The sequence below is a fragment of the Bacillus sp. FSL R5-0443 genome (assembly GCF_038608285.1).
Classification (GTDB): Bacteria; Bacillota; Bacilli; order Bacillales; family Bacillaceae; genus Bacillus; species Bacillus velezensis.
The window spans coordinates 1,618,030-1,641,972 of record NZ_CP152013.1 but is presented as its reverse complement, the minus strand read 5'-3'; the positions used below and the strand labels follow the sequence as shown (position 1 = coordinate 1,641,972).

Below are 23,943 nucleotides of genomic sequence, written 5' to 3'. Positions count from 1 at the left end.
TAATCTCATAGTTTGGAATGCAATGATTGTTTTTTGAAAGCCGCCGAATTTTGCAGAATCAGCTTAATTTCTCCCCTTCCAGGACGCCGCTTGAAAGTAATTGACCGCGCAGCATGCGGTATTCGTCATCTTTCCAAAACGCCTCTGAAGACACCAGATTGGCCGCATCCTGGCGGGCCGTTTCCAAAGCTCTGTAGTCATGAACCATATCCGCCACCTTGAACTCGGGCATACCGCTCTGTTTTTTTCCGAAGAAATCACCGGGGCCGCGCAGTTCAAGGTCCTTTTCAGACAGCTCGAAGCCGTCGTTTGTCTCCGACATGATTCTCATCCGTTCCTTCCCGGTTTCGGATTTCGGATCTGCCATCAAGATGCAGAAAGATTGGTGGTCTCCCCGCCCGACCCGGCCGCGGAGCTGATGGAGCTGAGATAATCCGAAACGGTCGGCGTCATAGATGACCATAATCGTCGCATTCGGCACGTTCACCCCGACTTCTACGACGGTTGTTGACACAAGTACCTGACATTGATTGGCGCTGAATTCTCTCATCACCTGATCTTTTTCATCAGAATGGAGCTTCCCGTGCATCAGGCCGACATTCCATTTACCGCGGTAAACGTCAGACAGCATGTTATATACGTCAATCGCATTCTGTACATCCAGTTTATCCGACTCTTCAATGAGCGGGCAGATAACATAGGCTTGCCTTCCCTGCTTCAGCTCTTTTTCTATAAAAGCCAAAATCCGCTCCAGCATGTCGTGTTTTACCCAATACGTTTCGATTTGTTTTCGCCCCGCGGGCATTTCATCTATCACGGAAACATCCATTTCTCCGAAGACGGTAATGGCCAGCGTTCTCGGAATCGGGGTGGCTGTCATAAACAGCACATCCGGATCCTGACCTTTATTCTTGAGTTTTTTGCGCTGTTCGACCCCGAACCGGTGCTGCTCGTCCGTAATAACAAGGCTCAGCGCTTTGAATTCCACTTCATCCTGGATTAAAGCATGGGTCCCTACTAAAATATCAATCTCTCCGAGAGCAAGCCGCTCCAAAAGCTCCCTGCGCCGCTTTCCTTTGACAGAACTCGTCAAAAGCGCGATATTTACATCTTCATTTGCAAACAACGATACGAGAGAATCTGCATGCTGTTCGGCCAAAATTTCAGTCGGCACCATTAATGCCCCCTGATACCCCGACAAAATCGCAGCGTACAAAGCGATGGCGGCGACGGCCGTTTTCCCTGATCCGACATCACCTTGCAGCAGACGGTTCATTCGGTAAGGGGATGTCATATCAGCGGTAATTTCCCGAAGCACACGCGTCTGTGCGGTCGTGAGCGAAAACGGCAGGCTGTCTGTGAAAGCGGCGAGTTTTTCAGCCGGAAACACATGGCTGATGCCTTTTGACTGTTCCCTTTCCGCTTTACGGAACGCCTGCATTTTCAGCTGAAATAATAAGAATTCCTCGTAAACAAACCGGCGTCTTGCCTGCTGTAACGATTCCCTCGTTTCAGGCTGATGCATCGTCTGCAGGGCATGTTTGTAATCAGGCAGCTTGTAGCGGATTCTCAATTTTTCAGGAAGCGGATCGGCCGCACTGTCCAAATGATGCTGCAGCGCTTCCTTAATAAACCGTCTCATCATTTTTACGGTGACGTTTTCTTTAACAGAATAAACAGGCTCAATGCTTTTATCTTCTTGATGAGGACCGTTTTTTAATTCCTGCACGGAAACGGTCTGTCTGTGTTTATCCCATTTCCCTGATATCGTGACGACAGAACCTAACGTCAGTTTCTTTTTTAAGTAGGGACGGTTAAAGCAGACCGCGGTAATTAAATAATTGCCGACAAGCACTCTGAATGTCAGCCTGTTTCGTTTTTTGCCGTAATAGGTAAGAGAAGGTTCTGAATGAACCTTCCCTTCTACCGTCACTCTTTCTTCATGTTTTACTTCTTCTAAATCCCTCAGCTCATAGTCGTCATAACGGTAAGGGAAATAATTCAGAAGATCAGAAATGTCATAGATACCAAGTTCGTGCAATGTTTTTTCTGTTTCCGGCCCAATGCCCTTAATTTCCGCTATACTAGTTTGCTGATGGTGTGTCACTTGATTTCAGCGCTCCTCCGAAAATTTTTTTCTCTAATTCTCTTCCCGTCGGTGTCGCGGCTAAACCGCCTTGTCCCGTTTCACGCAGTGCTGTCGGCATTGTCTGGCCGATTTTGTACATCGCGTCAATCACCTCATCGCAAGGAATGCGGCTTGTAATCCCGGCCAGCGCCATATCCGCCGCGATCATTGCGTTGGATGCTCCCATTGCGTTTCGTTTGACACACGGCACTTCTACCAATCCGGCGACCGGGTCACATACGAGACCGAGCATATTTTTCAGTGTAATCGCCATTGCTTCCGCTGATTGCTGAGGCGTTCCGCCCGCCATTTCCACAATCGCAGCCGCTGCCATGCCTGATGCTGACCCGACTTCCGCCTGACAGCCTCCTGCCGCTCCTGAAATACTCGCATTATTTGCTACGACAAAACCGAACGCGCCGGCTGTAAACAGAAAACGGATCATTTGTTCTGTCGTAGGGTGCAGCTTATGCTTTACGGCGAATAACGTTCCCGGCACGACCCCGGCAGAGCCGGCAGTCGGTGTAGCGCAGATCGTTCCCATCGCCGCATTGACTTCATTTGTCGCCACAGCTTTAGAAACGGCGTCTAAAATCAGATTGCCCGACAGGCTTCTTCCAGATTGGATGTATGCCTGAAGTTTCACGGCATCTCCGCCTGTTAAACCGGTCTGACTCGTGACGCCCTTCAGCCCTTTTTCAACAGCTGCTTCCATGACGGAGAGATTGCGCTCCATTCCTTGAAAGATTTCTTCCCGCGTTTTTTGCGTCACTTCCATCTCTTGGGTGATCATCACTTCCGAAATCGGAATTTGTTTTTCTTGAGTGATTTCTATTAATTCTTTTACATTACGAAACATGTCATTTTCCTCCTGACTTTTTAGTCAGCTATCTTAGTAACCTGTATAATATTAGGAAGTGTTGAAAGCTCGTCAAGCACTTCTTCTTCAATATTCTGATCGACCTCAATCGTCATCAGCGCAAGCTGGCCGACGTCCTTACGCGCCACTTCCATATGTCCGACGTTGATGGAGAATTTCGCAAGCACATTGGCAACGCCTGCAATCGTGCCGAATTTATCATTGTGAACGACTAAAATAGCCGGATGGTTTCCGGACAAACGCAGCTCAAAGCCGTTGAGCTCCGTGATTTCTATTTTTCCGCCGCCGATGGAAATACCGGTAAGGGCAAGCTCTCCCTCATCATCAGAAATGACGATGCGCGCTGTATTCGGATGAACGGGCACGGCATCCTCTGTACGGAACTCTACATATATGCCCTTCTCTTCCGCAATTTGAATCGCTGTTTTAATCCGCTCATCAAATGTATCAAAATCAAGCAGGCCGCCGATAATCGCGACATCAGTGCCGTGACCCTTATACGTCTCCGCAAATGATCCGTAAAAAGACACAACGATCCGGCGGGGCTCCCGCCTGAATAAGCTTCTGGCCACTCTGCCGATCCGGGCGGCGCCTGCGGTATGTGAACTGGACGGACCGATCATTACCGGGCCGATAATATCAAAAACGCTTCTATACTTCATGCTGGTTTGCTCCTCCTTAACATCACTTCATTCAGCGCTTTTCTTTAGACTAATTGAACATTTCTCAATTGGCAAGCAGGCACACTGCCGCACTGCCGCAGGTAAATAAAGGCATAAGAATAGAAGGGCCTGATAAGCCCTTCTATTCTGCCGCAAATATATATGGATACAGAGGCTGTCTGCCGTTATGGATTTCAACCTCGATATCTTCACAGACGCTTGCAATATACTCAGCGAGTTTCTCAGCTTCTTCTTCGGGCGCGTCCTCTCCGTACAAAATGGTGACGATTTCATCTTCTTCCCCGATCATTTCATCCAGCAGCAATTTCGCCGCACTTATCCGATCTTCGGCGCTGCCGATAATTGAACTGTTTAAAATGCCGATAAAATCACCTTTTTTAATATCTTTGCCGTCGATATGGGTGTCTCTGACTGAATATGTCACCTGTCCGCTTTTCACATTCCGGATGGCCTCAAGCATATTAGCTTCATTTACGTCAGCCGGCTGGTCAGGGTTAAACGCAAGCAGGGCAGTCATGCCTTGAGGGACCGTTTTTGCCGGAATGACAATGACATTTTCTTCAGCCACGCTCGCCGCCTGATTGGCAGCCATCACAATATTGGAATTGTTCGGAAGAATGAAAACCGTCTCCGCATTGACAGACTGAACGGCTTCAACAATATCTTCCGTGCTCGGATTCATTGTCTGGCCGCCTTCGATTACGTGTGAAGCGCCGATGCTCGTAAACAATTCAGAAATGCCCTCTCCCATTGCCACAGTCACGATGCCAAAAGGCTTGCGGGCTTCTTTCATAACGCCGGCCGGCTTTTTTTCATCATGTTCTTGGCTGATGATTGAAGTATGCTGTTCCCTCATGTTTTCAATTTTAATTTTAATCAAATCGCCGTAACGCTGTGCGAGATTGAGTACGTTCCCTGGTTCTTCGGCATGAATATGAACTTTCGCAAGCGTATCATCAGCCACGACCAGCAATGAATCGCCGAAACGGCTCAGTTCGTTTCTGAACGTCTCTTCCTTGAACGTCCGTTTATCTTGATCCAGCCTCACCATCACTTCCGTACAAAATCCGAATTCAATGTCTTCTGTACTCAGCATGCTCTGCGCGCTTTTATGATGCTCGGCATTCACCATATCATCGAGTGCCGGAAGAACCGCTTTTTTCGGTACGGCCTCTCCTTTTAAAGCAGCCAAAAAGCCTTCATATACACAAAGCAGACCTTTTCCGCCGCTGTCAACGACACCGACGTCCTTTAAAACAGGAAGCAGATCCGGCGTGCGGTTCAGCGACGCTTCCGCTTCTTCAATAACGGCCTCCATGACCGAAATAATATCGGTTTCTTCTTTGGCCGAGGCGACCGCTTTTTTAGCCGCATCCTTGGCCACGGTTAAAATCGTTCCTTCAACCGGTTTCATGACCGCCTTATATGCCATATCCACTCCCGCTTGGAGTGCTGCGGCAAATTCTTGGGCGTCTATTTGGTTTTTGTTTTCAATGCTCTTTGTGAAACCTCTGAACAATTGGGACAAGATCACCCCTGAGTTTCCTCTCGCCCCCATAAGCAGGCCTTTTGACAGGGCGATGCCGACTTTGCCGATGTCGGGTGAGTCAATGTGCTCTACCTCTCTTGCACCGGATGACATCGATAAATTCATATTTGTTCCGGTATCGCCGTCAGGCACGGGAAACACGTTCAGCGCATCCACCGCGGACGCGTTTTGAGACAATGTCTCAGCCCCCGCCAGAATCATTGCCGCAAAAGCTCTCCCATCTAAGTTTCGTCTAGACAATACTCATCCTCCTCACTACGGGTTCGTTACTCGTACGCCTTGGACATAAATATTTACAGAATCAACTGCAAGTCCGATTGTTTGATTTACTGTGTATTTTACCTTCGTCTGAACATTGTGGGCTACTTCGGATATTTTAGTGCCGTAGCTGACAATAATGTACATGTCGATATGTATTTGTTCGGCTTCCTGACGGACATGTACGCCTTTTGCGAAGTTCTCTCTCCGGAGGATTTCAGACAAACCGTCTTTAATCTGGTTTTTTGAGGCCATCCCCACTATTCCGTAACAGTCAATGGCAGCGCCTCCGGCAACCATTGCGATGACTTCGTTGGATATATCAATCTGTCCGTATTTTGTCTTCATTTCAATGGACACACAGGTTCCTCCTTCAGATGCATAGAGTTATCATTATTCTACTATATGTATCCCATTATGAAAAGAAAAGATACAGACAGCGGCCTTCAGCGCGGAAATGTGATTGGTTTTACATGTCAAGTGATTTTTCTTGAAAGTAAGGGAAACAATAGTTGCAAACGGTTTTTAGCTGTGGTAAATTATTTAAAGTATTGTATAACGAAAGCATCTGAGACACTATGTTTGAAAAGATGTTTCGCGCAGTTAGGAGGGAAACAAATGGCACGTAAATGTTTTATTACAGGTAAAAAAACAAAAGCCGGAAACAACCGTTCTCACGCAATGAACGCTTCTAAGCGTACTTGGGGCGCCAACCTTCAAAAGGTCCGCATCCTTGTTGACGGCAAACCTAAAAAAGTGTATGTATCTGCCCGGGCTTTAAAATCCGGTAAAGTTGAGCGTGTATAAGCAAAAATGAACGCCTGCCCTTTTATGCGGCAGGCGTTTTTTATGCGTTCAAAGAGGGCAATTTCAGCTTCTTGGGCTTACTCTTTTCTAAATGAGCCCAGCATCGCCCGGACAATTCCTCCTAAAAACTTCGGCAATTTAATGGTATAAAATTTCATTTTGTCCCCTCCTATAAGTCCCGTATCCGCTGCGTTCATCACTTTAGGATTCATGGTTTTTTCCGCATATGGCAGAAGCCGCTTTTCTAATCCGCGCTCCTTACCATTATTAATATGCCTTTTGCAAACGAAAAAGTACCTCGTGAATGAATGAGTTCGTTACTAATACATAGTGTGGAACCCAGAGGAATATGACAATTATCAAGGGGATATTTAAAACCGTCGAGTGTCAGGCCGTCTGCCGCTTCCGTAAACGGAATGAAAGAAATATAGCGTCTGCGCGCTTTTTCTTCAATTGTATAACGGCCGGGCCCGAACATCTGAATGTCATTCTGCCGGTCGATCAGCACGACATCGGTATTCTTATGTAAGGCTTTATACAGCAGCTGGATGTTCCCTAAAAAGTGATCGGCTCTTCCGCCCGTCACACCGAATATCCGAATGGTTTCCGGTTCTTTTTGTAAAGCCCAGTCAAGGGCGAGTTCAAGATCGGTATAATCTTTTTCCGCCTGATACACATGGAGGGCCGGCGCCGCTTTTTGAATCTGCATGAGCTCCTCTTCCGTAATGCTGTCAAAATCACCGAAAGCTTCCTGCGGAATGATTCCGGCTTCCAAAAGAGCAACCGTCCCTTTATCGACTCCGACCCACGTCGTATCTCCGTCAGTGTATTCGGATAGATCGGGAATAAGCTCCCGCGGGCCGCCCGCAACGATATTGATTGTCTTCATATGTTTTCCTCTCTCTTAGACGCGAAAAGAGCCGGCGGCTTTCACCGGGCTCTTTTTCAGCATGTTTATTACGCGTTTCGGATGTCAGCAATGGCTTTTTTCCGATCCGGCTGATTATATACGGCAGACCCGGCAACAAGCAGATTGGCGCCCGCTTCAGTGCATAAAGGGGCTGTTTCTTTATTAACGCCTCCGTCCACTTCGATTAAAAGCTCAGACAGGCCTTTCTCCTCAGCCAGCTGTTTGACCTGACGGATTTTCGGCAGAACCGAATGAATGAAGCGCTGTCCGCCAAAACCGGGGTTAACCGTCATTAACAGCACAAGGTCAAGCTCCTCGATCACATGTTCAATCGTTTGGACGGGCGTATGCGGATTGAGCACAACTCCCGCTTTTACTCCCTGCTCTTTTATCAATTGAATGGTCCGGTGAAGATGCGGACACGCTTCAGCATGAACGGAAAGGATGTCCGCACCGGCTTTTGCGAATGCCGGGATGTAGCGGTCCGGGTTTTCAATCATAAGATGGACATCCAGCGGCAGATCAGTCACCGGACGGACGGCTTCAACGATAAGCGGCCCGATTGTAATGTTAGGGACGAAATGGCCATCCATGACATCAATATGGATATAGTCCGCCCCTCCTTTTTCCACGTCTTTAATTTCCTCGCCCAGTGAAGCAAAATCGGCGGAAAGAATTGATGGCGCAACCTTAATCATATTAATACCTCGGCTTTCTCTCTTTTATTTCCTGCATAAATTCTTTGTAATGCTCATAGCGGTACGGCTGAATCTCTCCTTCTTCCACCGCTTGCTTTACCGCGCATTTCGGCTCTTTAAGATGCAGACAGCCTCTGAATTTGCAAGAGGCGCTTATTTCTCTGATCTCAGGGAACGTGCTGCCCAGCTCTTCTTCCTCAATGCCGGTAAATTCAAGCGAACTGAATCCCGGAGTATCCGCCACCAGACCGCCTGATGTATGAATGAGCTCCACATGGCGCGTCGTATGTTTTCCGCGTCCCAAATGCGTGGAAATCTCGTTTGTTTTCAGCTCAAGCTCCGGGCTGATCGCATTTAAAAGCGAAGATTTTCCGACTCCGGACTGACCGGCAAACACCGTTGTTTTGTTCTCGAAGTGTTTCACAATGCCTGTTAAGCCGCTGTTTTCTTTTGATGACGTCACATATACGTCATAACCGATCGCCTGATAGTCTTTCACGTAAGAAAGTATCGCCTCTTTCGATTCCCCGTCTGCAGCTAAGTCCATTTTGGTTATGCAGATGATCGGGTGAATGCCGTTGACTTCCACAAGGACGAGAAAACGGTCCAATAAAGACGTGCTGAACGCCGGCTGAACGGCAGAAAAGACAAGAACGGCCTGATCGACATTTGAAATCGGCGGCCTGATCAGCTCGTTTGTTCGTTCTTTGATTTCCAGCAGGTAGCCTTCTTTATCATTTTGAGCCTGATAAACGGCATAATCGCCGACCAGGGGCGTTATTTTATTTTTTCTGAAAATGCCCCGGCCCCTGCATTGAATGATCTTGTCCTGTGATTCATCCAAGACATAATAGAATCCGCTTAACGCTTTTATAATTTTGCCCTCAGGCATAGGGTCCCTCCTTGTCAGTCATTATCTTTCGGGTATTCAATCGTTTTGTAGCTGACGACTTTATGATCGACCATCACTTGATAATACCCCTTCTGTCCCTGATCAATCTTCAGTTCGATTGTTTTTTCAGTCGGCTCTTTTATTTTAAATGAGTCATACGTATCAGAGATGCTGTGGTCCTTATCATCGATGGCGATTTGCACTTCAAGCTCGTCCCCTTCATGTTCGGGTTCGTAAGGAATGCTGATTTTTTCTTTTACCGTTTTCGCCGGTTTTTCTTCAGGTCCGAGCGAGAACGTCACTTCAACATTACTTCCCGGCTTAACCGCAGTGCCGGCTGCCGGCTCTTGCTTCATGACTTGTCCTTCCGGCACGTCATCTGAATGGGCTTGTTTTTCAACAAGCTGCAGGCCGTTATCTTCAAGATACCCTGAAGCCGCTTCTTTGCTGTAAGTCTTTAAGTCCCTCAGCGTAACGTCCGCCGGGCCGAGGCTGACCGTTAGATTGACTTCATCGTCGCTTGCGACCATGTCGGTGCCGGCTGACGGGTTCTGATCAATTACGGTGCCGGCCTCGCTGTCATCGTTCTCTTCTTTGACATTGACATGTTTGAAGCCTTTTTCCTTCAGCGCTTTTTTTGCGTCGCCGATCTGCCGCCCTTTCACGTCGATCAGCTGGGTTTTCGGTTTTCCGATGCTTTTGTACAGTTTTACAGAAGAGCCTTCTTTAACGGTAGACCCCGCTTTTGGGTCCGTTTTGACCATTAATTCCTCTTCTATTTTTTCATCTTCAATATCCGTTATATCAGGATCCGCCCGGAGCCCGTTCTTTTCAAGCAGGGCTTCCGCTTTTTCGTACTTCATGCCCCGTACGTCGGGGACGCTTACATCTTTAGGCATAAACAAAGACGGGAACACGGTGACCGCAAGAACAGCCGCCATAATGAAAATGAAACAGACGGCCAGCAAAACCCACGGCCATTTCCGTTTTTTCTTTTTGGCGGGCTGCTGTTCCTTATCATCCGTCTCCCCCGGCGTTTCCGCCTGAGGTGCGGCTTTTGCGCCGTCAGTAATAACGGGAATGGCTTTTGTCATTTCCTCATCATCCTGCACGGAAAATTTTTGTTCATTCAGCCTGCCGGCGTCAAAAGCCGTTCTGATGTCCGCTTCCATGTCCTCGGCGCTTTCATAGCGGTGAAACGGGTCTTTAGCGGTTGCCTTTAAAATAATGTTTTCGACGCTCTGCGGAATGGAAGGGTTCCACTTTCTGGCGGAAGGCGTTTCTGTTTGCAGATGCTTTAGCGCTATGCTGACGGCTGATTCTCCGTCAAAAGGGATTTTACCTGTTAAAAGCTCAAACAGCACGATGCCGAGCGCGTAAATATCTGATTTTTTCGTTGCCAGACCGCCTCTCGCCTGCTCCGGAGACAAATAATGAACCGAGCCCAGCACAGAATTCGTATGTGTGATTGTCGTAGACGTAAGCGCTGTGGCGATGCCGAAATCCGTCACCTTGATATGCCCTAAATGATCTATCAATATATTGTGCGGTTTAATATCCCGGTGCACGATATGGTTTTGATGGGCATGGGCGATGGCCGAGACGATCTGCTCCATAACGGACAGCGCTTCTTTCGGATGAAGCGGTCCGTGTGCGTTTATGTATTCCTTTAATGTCATGCCTTCCACATATTCCATGACAATGTAATAAATATCGCCTTCCTCCCCGATATCGTAAATACTGACGATATTCGGATGATCGAGGCTTGATGCCGACTGTGCTTCTCTTCTGAAACGCCTGATAAAATCAATGTCATTCACAAAGTCAAACCGCAGAATTTTAATTGCGACTTCACGTTCGAGAATGATGTCCTCAGCTAAAAAAACGTTTGCCATTCCGCCGCCGCCAATGGGCCGGAGGATATGATAACGCCCGCTGATCCGCTTGCCGGTTAGCACTTGTCTTCACCCTCTTTTGCATCTGCGGAAAACTCAATCAACACAGCCGTGATGTTATCTTCGCCGCCGTTTTGATTCGCTTTGCTGATGAGAAGGTCTACTTTTTCCTGAGGATCAGATTCGGCTTGAAGCATTTGTTTGATCTCGTGATCTTCTATTTTATTTGACAGTCCGTCAGAGCATAAAAGCAGCTGATCGCCGTCAGACAGTTCAAAAGAACGGGCGTCGGGACTGATGGTTTCATCTGTCCCCAGCGCTCTCGTCAATACATTTTTCCGCGGATGGTGCTCGGCGTCCTCTTTCGAAATTTCCCCCGTCTTGACCAGCTCATTCACAAGCGAATGGTCCTCAGTCAGCTGAGTGAATTCCCCCTCTTGAAGCAGGTAGCACCGGCTGTCACCGATATGAGCCACAGTGACAAACTTCCCGGTGAATAAGGCGCAAACAACAGTGGTGCCCATTCCCCGGCATTCTTCATTCGCTTTAGCGTGGTCATGTACTTTGACATTCGCCTCATGAATCCGGTCTTTCAGCCAATCCTCGCAAGCAGACGGCAGAGAAGGAACCGTTTCGGTCCGGTTCCACTGCTCTTCCATCGCCGCAACCGCCATCCTGCTCGCTACATCTCCGGCAAGATGACCGCCCATGCCGTCGGCGACAACCGCAAGCACCGCGTCTTCTTTTGTGAAAATGCCCGCCGCATCTTCATTATGCCGGCGGACTTTACCTGTATCTGTTTTCAAGGCTGTAATCAACCTCTTCACCTCGTCTCGTCTTGACGCTCCTTCGCGCGAAGCTGACCGCAGGCCGCGTCAATGTCATGGCCTTGCTCTCTTCTGATCGTGACATTTACACCGCGGGATTTTAACGTTTTTTCAAATGCGAAAATCTGATCTCTCGGTGTGCGGACGTAATCCCGTTCAGGCACATAGTTTACCGGAATTAAATTGACATGGCATTTCACGTCTTTTAACAGTTCTGCAAGCTCTTCTGCATGTTCGACCTGATCATTTACGCCGCCGAACAGCCCGTATTCAAAGCTGATCCGTCTGCCTGTTTTCTCGATGTAATATTTGACGGCCTCCATAAGGTCAGGAAGCTTATAGGCTTTATTAATCGGCATCAGACGGCTTCTGATTTCTGTATTCGGAGCATGCAGAGAAATCGCGAAATTGATCTGCATTTTTTGATCCGCGAAATCGTAAATCTTCGGAATGATTCCGCTGGTGGAAACTGTGATATGACGCGCTCCGATGTTCAGCCCTTTATCGTGGTTAATGATTTTTAAGAAAGCGAGCATTTCATTGAAATTATCAAACGGCTCTCCGATTCCCATGATGACGACTGAGCTGACGCGTTCATCCGTTTCATCAAGCGCCTTTTGCACTTTCACGACTTGAGCGACGATTTCTCCCGCTTCAAGATTCCGTTTCAGTCCGCCGAGCGTTGACGCGCAAAATGTGCAGCCGATCCGGCAGCCGACCTGTGTCGTTACACATACAGAATTACCATACTCGTGTCTCATTAAAACCGTTTCGATCGTATAACCGTCATGAAGCTCAAATAAAAATTTCATCGTGCCGTCTTGAGATGTCTGTTTTACAGCCGTTTTCAGCGTTGTCAGCACAAAATTGCTCTCGAGTTTTTCACGCAGGCTTTTTGAGAGGTTTGTCATTTCATCAAATGAAGAAACCCGCTTTTCATAAAGCCATTCAAAAATCTGTGCTGCGCGGAACGGCTTTTCGCCATTCTCGGTCAGCCATTGTTTGATTTCATCTAATTCAAAAGAGTAAATGGACGGCTGCTCAGTCCGCAGCTCTTTCCGTACGCTTGTCTTTTTTAATTGTGTCATTTTTTATCCCTTCTTTCTCATGCTGCTAATAAAGAAACCGTCTGTTCCGAAATAATGCGGAAGAATTTGAAGGCTTCCATCCTGAACAAAGGGTCTCGCCTTTTCAGGCAGCCGCTTTTCAAGAGACAAATCGGGTTCAAACTCAGGGTGTTCTTGTATAAACGCATGCATAACTTCTTCATTTTCTGTCCGGTCCATTGTACACGTACTGTATACGAGTGTGCCACCTTTTTTTACTAATGGGGCGATTTCCCTTAAAATGCCGAGCTGGATTTCTGACAGCCGTCTGCTGTCCTCCGGCGTCTTCGTATATTTCATATCGGGTTTTCTTCTGATGACGCCGAAACCTGAGCAAGGGGCATCAACGAGAACACGGTCAAACCGTTCTGCGCCAAAGGCCTCTCCCGCTTTTCGCGCATCCATCGTTTGCGCGTCGATGATCGTAAGCCCGAGCCGTTCTGCGCCCTCTTTAATCAGCTTCACTTTATGGCGGTGAAGATCAAGCGATGTGAGGCTCCCCTCGTTCTCCATCAGTTCCGCAATGTGAGCCGACTTTCCGCCCGGTGCGGCGCATGCGTCTAAAACGGTTTCGCCCGGCTTCGGGTCCAGCGCCCGCGCGACAAGCATTGAGCTTTCATCCTGTATGGATACCCGGCCGTTTTGGAAAAATGCCGTGTTCGCGATGCTTCCTTTTAAAAGCTTAATCGCATCAGGAGAAAGGTCTCCGGCTTCAGCTTCAAGACCGGCATTCTCCATCTCATTCAGCACCGTTTCCCTGTCGCTCTTTATGTGATTGACACGGAGCGTCTGCTTCGGCGGAATGAGATGAATCCGGCAGATCTTTTCAGCTGCCTCAAAGCCGTACGCCTCGACCCACTCTTTTACGAGCCACTCGGGATGGCTTGTCTCTGTGGAAAGACGGAGAACCGGGTCTTCAATTTCAGCGAATGACGGCGCCCCTTCACGCTGCAGGGAGCGGAGGATGCCGTTGACAAAGGACGCAATGCCCTTATGCCCGCGTTTTTTGGCGATCTCAACCGCTTCATGAATGGCGGCGCGATCCGGTATTTTTTCTAAATACTCCATTTGATACGCGGACAGACGAAGCAGCTGAATCACCCATGGCTTCACTTTATTCGGCTTGCGGATAAAAGGCTTCAGCATGTAGTCTAAGGCGATTTTATTTTGCAGTGTTCCGTAGACAAGCTCTGTCAGCAGTCCTCTGTCCTGATCGCTGAGCGTGTTCGTTTTGATAACCGATGTAAGAAGCAGGTTGCTGTATGCCTGATTTTGCTCAAGCTTCTCAAGCGCTTCAAGGGCGAGCTCCCGGACATTAATATTCTTCATTTGCTTCTCCTAACACGTCACCGGGCTGCACATTTTTGCCTCTTACAAAATCTTCGCCCTTCATCCGTTTTTTTCCCGCCGGCTGCAGCTCAGTAATTAAAAGTGCGGTGCTGTTTCCTGATGCGACGACAATGCCGTTTTGCTCCGTGCGGATGACTGTTCCGGGCGCAGCTTCAGTTTTTGCCGCAACTTTTTCAGAAGCCCATACTTTCATATTTTGACCGTTCAAAGTTGTATAGGAGACAGGCCAAGGGTTTAAACCTCTGATCTGGTTGTAAATCTCTTCTCCGGGCTTTGCCCAATCAATCCGCTCCTGCTCACGCTTAATGTTAGGCGCGTAAGTCGCTTTTGATTCGTCCTGTTTGATCGGTTTAATATTTCCGGAAATGACGTTCGGGACGGTCTCTGACAAAAGCTTTGCCCCCGCTATGCTTAATTTGTCGTGAAGCGTGCCGACGTTATCCTTTTCATCAATCTCCACTTCGATTTTCGAAATCATATCACCCGCATCAAGCTTTTCAACCATATACATGATTGTCACGCCCGTTTTCTTCTTGCCTTGGAGAATCGAATAATGTATCGGCGCTCCGCCTCTTAATTCAGGCAATAGTGACGCGTGTACGTTGATACAGCCGTATTTCGGGCCGTCCAGCAGCTGCTTGGGCAGGATCTGTCCGAATGCCGCCGTAACAATCAGGTCCGGCTTCAGGCTGAGCACTTTTTCTATTTCTTCTTCGAGCCTTACTTTTTCGGGCTGAAGCACGGGAATTCCGTGACGTTCAGCTTCAGCCTTAACAGGAGGGGGCGTCATGATTTTTTTTCTGCCTTTCGGGCGGTCAGGCTGCGTAACGACACCAACCACTTCATACCCGTCTTCAATAAGCGTGCGCAGGACGGGAACTGAAAAATCGGGCGTTCCCATAAAAACGATCCTTGTCATCCAATCATCCTTCCATTTCTGCCAGTTCTTCTTCAGTGTAGTAAGCCGTAATTTTTGATGTGAATAAAATGCCGTCTAAATGATCCATTTCATGCTGAACGGCTCTGGCCAAAAAACCCTCCGCTTCTAAAATAAACGGTTTTCCTTTACGGTCATAGGCTTTTACCTTTACGTAATCCGGGCGGGTGACATCGCCGTAAACCCCTGGAAAGCTTAAGCAGCCCTCGACTCCGGTCTGTTCACCGCTCTTTTCAAGAATAACCGGATTTACAAGGTCGATCCGGCCGCTTTCTTCACCGATGTCCACGACGGCCGCTCTTTTTAAAATGCCGATTTGCGGCGCGGCGAGGCCGACGCCATCCATTTCGAGCATCGTATCGTACATATCGTCAAGCAGTTTTTTTATTTTTTTATCAAACACTGTCACTTCATCGGCAGGTGTTTCCAGAACCTCCGCCGGGTGTGTGACGATTTTTTTTACAGCCAAAATTTTGCCCTCCAAAAACTAATGTTACATCAGCATGTACGGATTCATATCGATTGAAATCATGACATGCTTTTGCGCAATGTCGCGTTTATAGTGCTCCAGTATCTTTTTCAACTGAATCTGCAACTCGTTTTCCTGTCTGTATTTTATCACGCATTGATAGCGATATCTATCTTTGATCCTGGCGATCGGGGAAGCCGCCGGCCCGAGAATTTTCGTATCAGGCCCGCATCCCGCCCTTAAATAGTTTGTAATCTTTTCTGCGGTGACCGCGGCTTTTGCCGCTTCTTCATGAGAAACGGTCACCAGCGCCACGTAATAATAAGGCGGGTATGACTGGGCCCTTCTGTGCGCCATTTCCTGCTGAAAAAAAGTTTCATAGTCGTGCGTTTTCGTCAGCTGAATGCTGTAATGAGACGGTGTATACGTTTGAATGACCACCGTTCCCGGCTTTTCATGCCGCCCGGCCCGGCCGCTTACCTGCGTCAGCAGCTGGAATGTCTTCTCCGCGGCCCTGAAATCAGGGATGTGAAGCGTCGTATCTGCGCTTAATACTCCGACGAGCGTCACGTTCGGAAAATCAAGCCCTTTTGCGATCATTTGCGTACCGAGCAGGATATCCGCCTTCCCTTCACCGAACGCTGACAACAGTTTTTCATGGGCGCCTTTTCTTGAAGTGGTGTCCACATCCATCCTGATCACGCGCGCCTGAGGCAGCACTTTGGTAAGCTCCTCCTCCACACGCTGCGTTCCCGTGCCGAAAAAGCGGATATGTTCGCTGCCGCATTCCGGGCATGTTCCCGGGACAGGTTCCTCATGGCCGCAGTAATGGCATTTCAGCCTTTGTCCGTAGCGGTGATAAGTCATCGAAATGTCGCAATGCGGACATTGCGGCACATAACCGCAGTCCCGGCACATCACAAACGAGGAATACCCCCGTTTATTCAGAAAAAGGACGGCCTGCTCTTTTTTTGCAAGCTTCTCTTCCAGCTGTTCCATCAGTTCTCTTGAAAACATTGATCTGTTGCCGTTTCTCAGTTCTTCTCTCATATCAACGAGAGAAACGTCAGGCATGAGCTGGCGATTTACGCGATGTTTTAATGGAAGCAGCTCATAAACGCCTTTTTTCGCCCGCGCAAATGACTCCAATGTCGGCGTGGCGCTCCCGAGGACGACCGGACAGCTGTGATGCTCGGCCCGGCGGATGGCTACGTCCTTTGCATGATACCGCGGCATTTCCTCCTGCTTATAGGAAGATTCGTGCTCTTCATCAATAATGATCATGCCGAGATTTTCAAACGGGGCAAAGATGGCCGATCTGGCTCCGACGACAAGCCGGACTTCCTTGCGCTGAATCTTCCGCCATTCATCGTATTTTTCACCTGTGGATAATCCGCTGTGCATGACCGCAACCTGTGAGCCGAAACGGCCTTTAAAACGGTTGACCATTTGCGGTGTCAACGAGATTTCCGGAACGAGCACGATGGCTTCTTGTCCTTTTGCCAGCACTTTTTCAATGGATTGCAGGTAAATTTCCGTTTTGCCGCTTCCTGTGACGCCGTGAAGCAGAAAGACATGATGGACATGATCGGCTACAGCTTGTTTAATCGGCTCAAAAGCGGCCTGCTGCTCTTCTGTAAGAGAGAGCGGCTCTGTTTTTTTGAACATTCTGTCCTGATAAGGATCGCGGTAAACCTCCTCAAAGCTTTCCGTAAGAAGCCCCTTTTTAAGAAGCGTTTTCAGCGTCGCGGAACTGGAATCGGTCTTTTTGCAAAGCTCGGCCGCGGAAATCTTTGCTCCCCCGCCGATAAAATAAGTAAGCACGGCGAGCTGTTTAGAAGCCTGCTTTGTCAATGAATCTGCGTGCCGGGCGAGTTCTTCTTTGTCCGCCCCCGCTTCGATCATGCGGATCATTTTTTTATTCGTTTTTTGGGCGACTTTATATGTGACATCAATGCTTCCTTTGCGCACGAATTTTTGAAGTGACGAAAGAATGCTTTCATCGGTAATATCCGAGTACAGAAGACTTTTTTGATTCCTGAAAAGCTGTTTGATGTCCGGTGTCAGCGCTTCTTCGTCAACGACTTTCAGCTCTTTCTCGTACTTCGCCTTCAGTGCGGCGGGCAGCATTGCCTGAAGCGCCGTGATTTTAAACGACAGCGTTTTGTCAGAAAGCCATGAAGACAGCTGCATCAGTTCCTCAGTCAGAACGGGCGTCAAATCAAGAAGCTTCTCGACTTCCTTCATTGAGCCGCCGTTTAATTCAGACGAATCTTTCAAACCGGTCACAAATCCTTGAAGCTTGCGCGGGCCAAACGGGACAATCACCCGCATGCCGACTTCGATCATCCCTTTTAAATGATCGGGAATTTTGTAATCAAAGGGTCTGTCAATGTTTTTGGAGCTGACATCGACAATGACTTCTGCTACATTCATACGGGTTTTCGGTCCTCGGCTTTCAAAGCGGTCATTTCCTTCAGCATTTCAAAGGAAACGTCAAGTTTAGACATAAGCGCAAGCTCCCGTTTTCTTCCGTCCCGGAAATAGAAGGTGACGACATTCGTATCCGTGCCAAATCCGGCCCCTTCTGCTTTCACATCATTCGCAACGATCATATCAAGGTTTTTCTGTTCGAGTTTTCTGCGCGCATAGCGTTCGACGTCTTGCGTTTCAGCCGCAAAACCGACCAGCAGCTGGTGTGTTTTCCGTTCGCCGAGTTCTTTCAGTATGTCTGCCGTACGGTTGAATTCGATCACGAGCGAACCGTCTTTCTTCTTCATTTTGTGATCAGAAACAGCCGCCGGCGTAAAATCGGCCACGGCCGCCGTCTTAATCACCATGTCGCATGAATCAAACACAGAAAGCACGGCTTCTCTCATATCGGCTGCCGATTGCACAGGAAGAAACTGATACAGCCCGACTGGCGGCTCTATTGACACCGGGCCTGAAATCAGCGTCACCCGCGCCCCGAGACGGACAGCTGCTTCAGCAGCGGCGTAGCCCATTTTGCCGGTGGATTTATTTGTGAAGAAGCGGACAGGGTCCACGGCTTCGCGCGTCGGACCGGCTGTAATGACAATATGTTTTCCTTTCAGCGGCGCATCGTTTTCAGGCTCCTTAAAATGCTCTCTGACACGCTCAACAATAAGCTCCGGCTCCTCCAGCCTTCCTTTGCCGACATATCCGCATGCCAAATAGCCTTCACTCGGTTCGATAAAGCGGACCCCGTCCTGATAAAGCACAGAGATGTTCCGTTTCACCGCCGGATGATCATACATATGGACATTCATCGCAGGCGCCACCCAGACCGGGGCCTCAGCCGCCAGCACCGTCGTTGTGAGCATATCGTCAGCAATTCCGTTGGCAAGCTTGCCGATGATATTTGCCGTAGCGGGCGCGACAATAATTAAATCCGCCCAGTCAGCGGCATCAATATGAGAAATCACCTTCGGATTTTGTTCATTAAATGTATCTGTATATACTTCATTCCGGCTCAGCGCCTGAAATGTCAGCGGAGAAACAAACTCACGCGCGGACTCAGTCATAATCACTTTGACGTTTGCGCCGGCCTGAACCAGCTTGCTCGTGAGTGCGGAAGCTTTATAAACGGCAATTCCTCCGCTTACGCATAGCAAAATGTTTCGGTTTTTCATGAAGTCTTCTCCCCTTTATGAAAGCATTGGACAAATCCCAAACGGAAAAAAATAACAACCTATGTAGAGATAGGTTGCTACGTGTGCTTGTTATTCGCTGTCTTCTCTTTCAAACGAAAGCAGGCCCGCGTCAATTTCTTCTAAAGCTTTGCCTACATATTTGTGAGAAATGGTATGTTCAATCTGCTGGTCTTTTTTGATCTGCATTTCACGCGCGCGTCTTGCAGACACGGTCACCAGCGTATATTTAGAATCTAATTTATTCATTAAAGAGTCAATTGACGGATCTAACATAAGTTATTCTACCTCCAGCATTTTCTTATATCTCGGAGCGACGCGTTCACGTTTTAAGTGCTCGGCGAGAACGATTGCGTTAATCTTATCACAAGCCGTTTGGATATCGTCGTTTTCAACGACATAATCATACGCGTCCATCATTTCGATTTCAGCTTTTGCGGCATTCATTCTGTTTTCGATTAAATCGTCGGTTTCAGTTCCTCTTGTCACGATTCTGTTTTTCAGCTCAGAAAGACTCGGCGGCGCTAAGAAGATAAACAGGCCTTCCGGAAATGCATTCCGCACTTGGAGCGCGCCCTGCACTTCAATCTCTAAGAAGACGTCTTTTCCTTCTTGAAGCGTCTGTTCGACATAATCAACGGGCGTCCCGTAATAGTTGCCGACATATTCTGCCCACTCAAGCAGTTTGTTGTTTTCAATCATGCGTTCGAATTCATCTCTAGATTTAAAGAAATAATCGACGCCATCGACTTCGCCCTCTCTCGGGTTTCTCGTCGTGACTGAAATTGAGTATTCAAATTTCGTGTCCTGTTGTGAAAATATTGCTTGCCGAACCGTTCCTTTTCCAACTCCGGAGGGACCTGAGAGAACGATTAATAACCCTCTTTCTTTCATGCGGCAATTACCCCTGCCCTTCATCCATAATTTCTTCTTTCACAGAAAGTCTGTGTGCAACTGTCTCAGGCTGGACGGCAGATAAGATAATGTGATCACTATCCATGACGACAACTGCACGGGTTCTTCGTCCGTATGTAGCGTCTATTAGCATTCCGCGGTCTCTTGCATCCTGGATCATTCGCTTTATTGGCGCAGACTCCGGGCTGACAATCGAAATCATCCGATTGGCGGAGATGATATTGCCAAATCCGATATTAATCAGTTTAATCGTCATCTTCTACGTTCCCCCTGTAAAATAGACGTCTCTAGTGTAACCTGAAGAGGCCGTCTGTAAACAATACGCACAGTCGCTATTCTATATTTTGCACTTGTTCCTTCAATTTTTCAATAGAACTTTTCATTTCAACGACAAGCTTTGTGATTTGATGATCATTGGCTTTTGAGCCGATCGTGTTCGCTTCTCGGTTAAGCTCCTGAACAAGGAAATCAAGTTTGCGGCCGACTGCCCCGCCTTCTTTTAATATATCACGGAATTGAACAAAATGGCTCTTCAACCTGGTAATTTCTTCCGTTATATCAGAACGATCGGCGAAAATGGCGCATTCCGTGATCAGCCTGCTTTCGTCGAGCGCATCCTCCGTCCATTCCTTCATTCGGGCGTAAAGACGCTCGCGGTATTGAATAACAACGGCCGAAGCGCGCTCTTTCACCTGTTCGGACAGCGTCTCAAGCCGCTCGATGTGCAGAAAGCAGTCTTCCGCCAAAAGCCGTCCTTCTTTTTCCCTCATGTCACAAAGTTCCTTTACAGCCAGCTCAGCGGCTTCCCTGATGACTTCTTCAAGCTTGTCATCACGCATCTGTTCTTCGTGTATCTGCGCAATATGTTCAAATTTAAAGAACTCCATTGCATCGGGTTCTGCGGCCAGGCTGTAGCGCTCTTTCATGACGCGTGCGGCGCTCACATATTCATCAAGGAGCTCCCAATCGATGTTCAGGCTTCTTTTTATGAGCGCGTCACTGTTTACAGTGAGAAACAGCTCTACTCTTCCGCGCTGTATATGCTGCAATATCGTTTGTTTCAGCTTATCCTCTACATATAGCAAAGGCCGTGGCAGGCGGGCGTTCACTTCTTTGAACCGGTAATTGACGGATTTCAATTCAACGGTTGCCGAGAGATCGCCTTTTGTGCTGCTTGCGCTGCCGAAGCCTGTCATACTCCGTATCATATGAAACACCCAATTCTTTCCCGTTATCAAAATAAAAGGGCAATAGACATGCTATTACCCCTAAGATTATATCATATGGAATTATTTTTTTCTTGTCAAAAGTGAACCCGCCAGCAAAAAAGTAGGTATGCCCGACATACCGATAATCAGCATCCAATCGCCCGGCGTAATCGGCACTGTTTTGAATATCGGCTGCAGCGGCGGATAATAGATGACGATGACCATCAGGAAGATAGAAGAAATGATGGCCCCGAGCAGATAGATATTTTCAAACGGATTCCGGGAGAAAACAGACGTTTCGCTCCGGCAGTCAAACACGTGTATAAGCTGAGCCAGGACAAGAGTCGCGAATGCAACGGTCTGTGCGTAGGGCAGATTTTCAGGATTGCGGTGATAGACGATGATAAACGCTAAAATGGTTGCAGCTCCGATTAAAAACCCTCTTGATACGACTTTCCAGCCCAGTTTTCTCGCAAACACTCCTTCTTTCGGGTGCCGCGGCTTCCGCCTCATCAGGTCTCCTTCCGGCTGATCCATACCGAGGGCCATCGCCGGCAGCCCGTCAGTGACTAAGTTCACCCACAATATCTGAATCGGAACGAGCGGCAGCGGCAGAGCGAGAAGCATCGCAAACAGCATCACTAAAATTTCACCGACGTTGGAGGCGAGCAAATAACGGACGAATTTTCTTATATTTTCATAGATATTCCGTCCCTCTTTTATGGCTGATTTAATCGTAGCAAAGTTATCATCTACCAGAATGAGAGAAGAGGCTTCCTTTGCCACATCCGTTCCCGTCACGCCCATGGCAACGCCGATATCTGCCTGCTTTATGGCCGGCGCGTCATTAACCCCGTCTCCCGTCATGGCGACGACGTGTCCGTTTTCCTGGAACGCTTTGACGATTTTCAATTTATGTTCAGGCGACACGCGTGCGAAGACGTAGACATCATCGACCGTTTCGATAAGTTCTTTCTCCGTAAGCTCATTCAGCGTCTTGCCGTCCATCACACGCCCCTTTTTCGGAAGAAGACGCAAATCTTTTGCAATGGCCTTTGCCGTTTCGACGTGATCCCCTGTGATCATAACCGTTTTAATGCCGGCTTCACGGCATTCTTTAATCGCCTGTCTGACCTCCGGACGGGGCGGATCAATCATGCCTGACAAGCCGAGTATCGTCAGATTTTTTTCCGCCTGCTCCATTGTCGGCTTTTCTCCGGGCTTAAGCGGTTTATAAGCAATCGCGATCGTACGCAAAGCTTGCGACGCCAGCTCTTTCAGAACCGCTTCCGTTTCTGCTTTCTTTTCTCCTGAAAATGGCGCGCTTCTTGCGTCGTACATCAGATGTGACGAGCGGTCAATCAGCACATCGGGCGCTCCTTTAGTGATGACGAACTGCTTTTTTTCCTGATCCTCTACAATGACGGTCATCATTTTGCGGACGGAGTCAAACGGAAACTCGGCAACCACGCGGTAGTGCCCGCTGAGCCAATCGTTTGAATAGCCGCCCTTTCTTGCAGCCGTCAGCAGCGCTCCTTCTGTCGGATCGCCGTCGAGTACATAATGGCCGTCTTTCAGTGCGATTTCGGATGTGTTGCACAACGCGCCGAAAACCAGCATCTGTTCAAGAATCTTCTCATCTTTCGGCTTGATTTCCCGCTCATCTCGGGTGAAAACGCCCTCCGGCTCATAGCCGATGCCTGACACTTTAAATGTTTTTCCCCCTGACCACATATGGGTGACGGTCATTTTGTTTTGTGTCAGCGTGCCGGTTTTATCAGAACAAATGACAGAGGCGCAGCCCAATGTTTCAACCGCCGGAAGCTTTCTGACAATTGATTTTTGTTTGATCATGCGCTGGACGCCGATTGATAATGCCACCGTAACAATGGCGGGAAGCCCTTCCGGAATCGCGGCGACGGCCAATGACACCCCGGCCAAAAACATGCTGTAAAGCTCATGTCCCTGTAAGACGCCGACTGCAACGACCAATACCGTTAAAAGGAGCGCGACGATAATTAAAATTTTGCCGAGCTCTTCAAGTCTTCGCTGCAGCGGTGTTGAAAGGCTGCCGGCGGATTCCAGCATATCGGCGATTTTCCCCATTGCCGTATTCATTCCTGTACCGACGACGACGCCGACACCGCTGCCGCGCGTTACGATCGTACCCATAAACGCCATATTGCTGATGTCGCCTAACGAAACATCCGGCTTTCTCAGTTTATCAGCTTGTTTAACCACCGGAATTGATTCCCCGGTCAGCGCCGATTCCTCAATTTCAAGGCTTTTCGCTTCAACGATCCGCACATCCGCGCCAATCCGGTCGCCGCTTGAAAATTTCATGATATCGCCGGGAACGAGCTCCTTGGACTGAATTTTCTTCCAGCTCCCGTCCCGCAACGCTGACACATACGGCGTTGACAGCTCTTTTAATGCGTGTAAAGACTTTTCCGCACGCCGCTCTTGAAAAAAACCGAGAACCCCATTGACAAATACAATCGCCATAATCGCTACGGCATCTACATATTCGCCTAAAAACCCGGATATTAAGGTTGCCGCCAGCAGCACGAGCACCATAAAATCTTTAAATTGGGCGAAAAACACGGCGATCGCCGGTGTCCTCTTGCCCTCCTGAAGCTCGTTCGGTCCGTGCTTTTCAAGGCGTTTTTTCACCTCTTTTTCGGTCAACCCCTGTTTAATGGACGTATTTGTTGCTTTCAGCAAATCGGTTTGTCCCATTTCATGAAACTTCATTCTTCT

23 protein-coding genes are annotated in these 23,943 nt (G+C 48.4%); 1 reads left to right on the top strand and 22 read right to left on the bottom strand.

Features of this window, described 5'->3' with window-relative positions; genetic code table 11:
* Positions 1–58: 58 nt before the first annotated feature.
* The 5 genes from recG to NYE28_RS08265 form a co-directional block, all read right to left on the bottom strand.
* On the bottom strand, positions 59–2,107 hold the full coding sequence (gene recG / locus NYE28_RS08285) for an ATP-dependent DNA helicase RecG (RefSeq protein WP_012117540.1): 2,049 nt from the start codon (positions 2,105–2,107) through the stop codon (positions 59–61).
* Positions 2,085–2,987 carry an L-serine ammonia-lyase, iron-sulfur-dependent, subunit alpha gene (gene sdaAA, locus NYE28_RS08280; protein ID WP_012117539.1) on the bottom strand — a complete coding sequence of 301 codons (903 nt, stop codon included), beginning with the start codon at positions 2,985–2,987 and terminating at the stop codon, positions 2,085–2,087. Before sdaAA ends, recG begins: the two co-directional genes overlap by 23 nt.
* A gap of 20 nt (positions 2,988–3,007) precedes the next feature.
* Positions 3,008–3,670 (bottom strand): L-serine ammonia-lyase, iron-sulfur-dependent subunit beta, encoded by a 663-nt coding sequence (sdaAB, locus tag NYE28_RS08275; protein WP_003154325.1) that lies wholly within the window; start codon positions 3,668–3,670, stop codon positions 3,008–3,010.
* A 142-nt stretch (positions 3,671–3,812) separates the two neighbouring features.
* Positions 3,813–5,480 carry a DAK2 domain-containing protein gene (locus NYE28_RS08270; RefSeq protein WP_022553356.1) on the bottom strand — a complete coding sequence of 556 codons (1,668 nt, stop codon included), beginning with the start codon at positions 5,478–5,480 and terminating at the stop codon, positions 3,813–3,815.
* A gap of 15 nt (positions 5,481–5,495) precedes the next feature.
* Entirely contained in the window at positions 5,496–5,858 is a 363-nt protein-coding gene (locus tag NYE28_RS08265) for an Asp23/Gls24 family envelope stress response protein (RefSeq protein WP_003154327.1), read from the bottom strand.
* Between the two features lie 258 nt (positions 5,859–6,116).
* Here NYE28_RS08265 and rpmB point away from each other — a divergent pair, with 258 nt between their 5' ends.
* Positions 6,117–6,305, top strand: coding sequence for a 50S ribosomal protein L28 (rpmB, locus tag NYE28_RS08260; RefSeq protein ID WP_003154328.1), 189 nt, complete (start codon positions 6,117–6,119; stop codon positions 6,303–6,305).
* Between the two features lie 77 nt (positions 6,306–6,382).
* On the opposite strand, the gene spoVM is transcribed toward rpmB, so the two are convergent.
* The 17 genes from spoVM to NYE28_RS08175 form a co-directional block, all read right to left on the bottom strand.
* Positions 6,383–6,463 (bottom strand): stage V sporulation protein SpoVM, encoded by an 81-nt coding sequence (spoVM, locus tag NYE28_RS08255; protein ID WP_003154329.1) that lies wholly within the window; start codon positions 6,461–6,463, stop codon positions 6,383–6,385.
* A gap of 86 nt (positions 6,464–6,549) precedes the next feature.
* Positions 6,550–7,194, bottom strand: coding sequence for a thiamine diphosphokinase (locus NYE28_RS08250; RefSeq protein WP_100001433.1), 645 nt, complete (start codon positions 7,192–7,194; stop codon positions 6,550–6,552).
* Between the two features lie 68 nt (positions 7,195–7,262).
* Entirely contained in the window at positions 7,263–7,913 is a 651-nt protein-coding gene (gene rpe, locus NYE28_RS08245; protein ID WP_100001431.1) for a ribulose-phosphate 3-epimerase, read from the bottom strand.
* Position 7,914: 1 nt separating this feature from the next.
* The gene (gene rsgA / locus NYE28_RS08240; RefSeq protein ID WP_342490381.1) at positions 7,915–8,805 is read right to left on the bottom strand and encodes a ribosome small subunit-dependent GTPase A; all 891 of its coding nucleotides are present in this window, start codon (positions 8,803–8,805) and stop codon (positions 7,915–7,917) included.
* A 14-nt stretch (positions 8,806–8,819) separates the two neighbouring features.
* The gene (pknB, locus tag NYE28_RS08235) at positions 8,820–10,763 is read right to left on the bottom strand and encodes a Stk1 family PASTA domain-containing Ser/Thr kinase (protein ID WP_012117534.1); all 1,944 of its coding nucleotides are present in this window, start codon (positions 10,761–10,763) and stop codon (positions 8,820–8,822) included.
* Complete coding sequence (locus tag NYE28_RS08230) at positions 10,757–11,518, bottom strand: Stp1/IreP family PP2C-type Ser/Thr phosphatase (RefSeq protein ID WP_007409750.1); 762 nt, start codon at positions 11,516–11,518, stop codon at positions 10,757–10,759. The genes pknB and NYE28_RS08230 overlap by 7 nt, the downstream gene beginning before the upstream one ends.
* 5 nt (positions 11,519–11,523) lie before the next feature.
* Complete coding sequence (rlmN, locus tag NYE28_RS08225) at positions 11,524–12,615, bottom strand: 23S rRNA (adenine(2503)-C(2))-methyltransferase RlmN (protein ID WP_003154339.1); 1,092 nt, start codon at positions 12,613–12,615, stop codon at positions 11,524–11,526.
* A 3-nt stretch (positions 12,616–12,618) separates the two neighbouring features.
* The gene (gene rsmB, locus NYE28_RS08220) at positions 12,619–13,962 is read right to left on the bottom strand and encodes a 16S rRNA (cytosine(967)-C(5))-methyltransferase RsmB (RefSeq protein WP_100001427.1); all 1,344 of its coding nucleotides are present in this window, start codon (positions 13,960–13,962) and stop codon (positions 12,619–12,621) included.
* Positions 13,949–14,902 (bottom strand): methionyl-tRNA formyltransferase, encoded by a 954-nt coding sequence (gene fmt, locus NYE28_RS08215; protein ID WP_100001425.1) that lies wholly within the window; start codon positions 14,900–14,902, stop codon positions 13,949–13,951. Before fmt ends, rsmB begins: the two co-directional genes overlap by 14 nt.
* A gap of 4 nt (positions 14,903–14,906) precedes the next feature.
* Positions 14,907–15,389 carry a peptide deformylase gene (gene def, locus NYE28_RS08210; RefSeq protein ID WP_100001423.1) on the bottom strand — a complete coding sequence of 161 codons (483 nt, stop codon included), beginning with the start codon at positions 15,387–15,389 and terminating at the stop codon, positions 14,907–14,909.
* A 24-nt stretch (positions 15,390–15,413) separates the two neighbouring features.
* Positions 15,414–17,825, bottom strand: coding sequence for a primosomal protein N' (gene priA, locus NYE28_RS08205; RefSeq protein ID WP_039063083.1), 2,412 nt, complete (start codon positions 17,823–17,825; stop codon positions 15,414–15,416).
* Complete coding sequence (coaBC, locus tag NYE28_RS08200) at positions 17,822–19,042, bottom strand: bifunctional phosphopantothenoylcysteine decarboxylase/phosphopantothenate--cysteine ligase CoaBC (protein WP_100001421.1); 1,221 nt, start codon at positions 19,040–19,042, stop codon at positions 17,822–17,824. Before coaBC ends, priA begins: the two co-directional genes overlap by 4 nt.
* Positions 19,043–19,132: 90 nt before the next feature.
* Positions 19,133–19,336, bottom strand: coding sequence for a DNA-directed RNA polymerase subunit omega (rpoZ, locus tag NYE28_RS08195; RefSeq protein WP_003154346.1), 204 nt, complete (start codon positions 19,334–19,336; stop codon positions 19,133–19,135).
* Positions 19,337–19,339: 3 nt separating this feature from the next.
* Positions 19,340–19,954, bottom strand: coding sequence for a guanylate kinase (gmk, locus tag NYE28_RS08190; RefSeq protein ID WP_003154347.1), 615 nt, complete (start codon positions 19,952–19,954; stop codon positions 19,340–19,342).
* A 7-nt stretch (positions 19,955–19,961) separates the two neighbouring features.
* Entirely contained in the window at positions 19,962–20,231 is a 270-nt protein-coding gene (gene remA, locus NYE28_RS08185; protein ID WP_003154355.1) for an extracellular matrix/biofilm regulator RemA, read from the bottom strand.
* Between the two features lie 76 nt (positions 20,232–20,307).
* Positions 20,308–21,183, bottom strand: a complete 876-nt coding sequence (locus NYE28_RS08180; protein ID WP_007409745.1) for a YicC/YloC family endoribonuclease — start codon at positions 21,181–21,183, stop codon at positions 20,308–20,310.
* An 81-nt stretch (positions 21,184–21,264) separates the two neighbouring features.
* Complete coding sequence (locus tag NYE28_RS08175) at positions 21,265–23,937, bottom strand: calcium-translocating P-type ATPase, SERCA-type (RefSeq protein WP_025284709.1); 2,673 nt, start codon at positions 23,935–23,937, stop codon at positions 21,265–21,267.
* Between the last annotated feature and the right edge of the window lie 6 nt (positions 23,938–23,943).